This window comes from Desulfosporosinus burensis, from assembly GCF_054657535.1.
The window spans coordinates 1-314 of sequence record NZ_BAAHYN010000106.1; the positions used below are offsets into that span (position 1 = coordinate 1).

Below are 314 nucleotides of genomic sequence, written 5' to 3' on the forward strand. Positions count from 1 at the left end.
GTGGTAGCATCCAGTTCCTGTATTGGACGGTCCATTATTGAACCATATTTTTCTAAAAAATAACTTATAAATAGCGGAATGTCTTGTTTTCGTTCTTTCAAAGAGGGAATGAAAATCGGGATGACACTGAGTCGATAATACAGATCACCACGAAACTCGCTTCGTTCTACCATCTCTTCTAGATTCCGATGAGTTGCCGCAATAATCCGTACATTTGTCGTTATGGATTCAACCCCTCCGATACGTTCGATCGAATGATTTTCTAAAACCCGTAAGAGCTTGCTTTGTACGTGTAAGGGCATATCCCCAAGTTC

At 40.8% G+C, this 314-nt stretch carries 1 protein-coding gene; it reads right to left on the reverse strand.

Going from position 1 to position 314, the window contains the following annotated elements:
- On the reverse strand, window positions 1–302 hold a 302-nt coding region (locus ACYQ3Q_RS28600; protein WP_459931762.1), incomplete at its 3' end, for a sigma 54-interacting transcriptional regulator.
- Window positions 303–314: the final 12 nt, after the last annotated feature.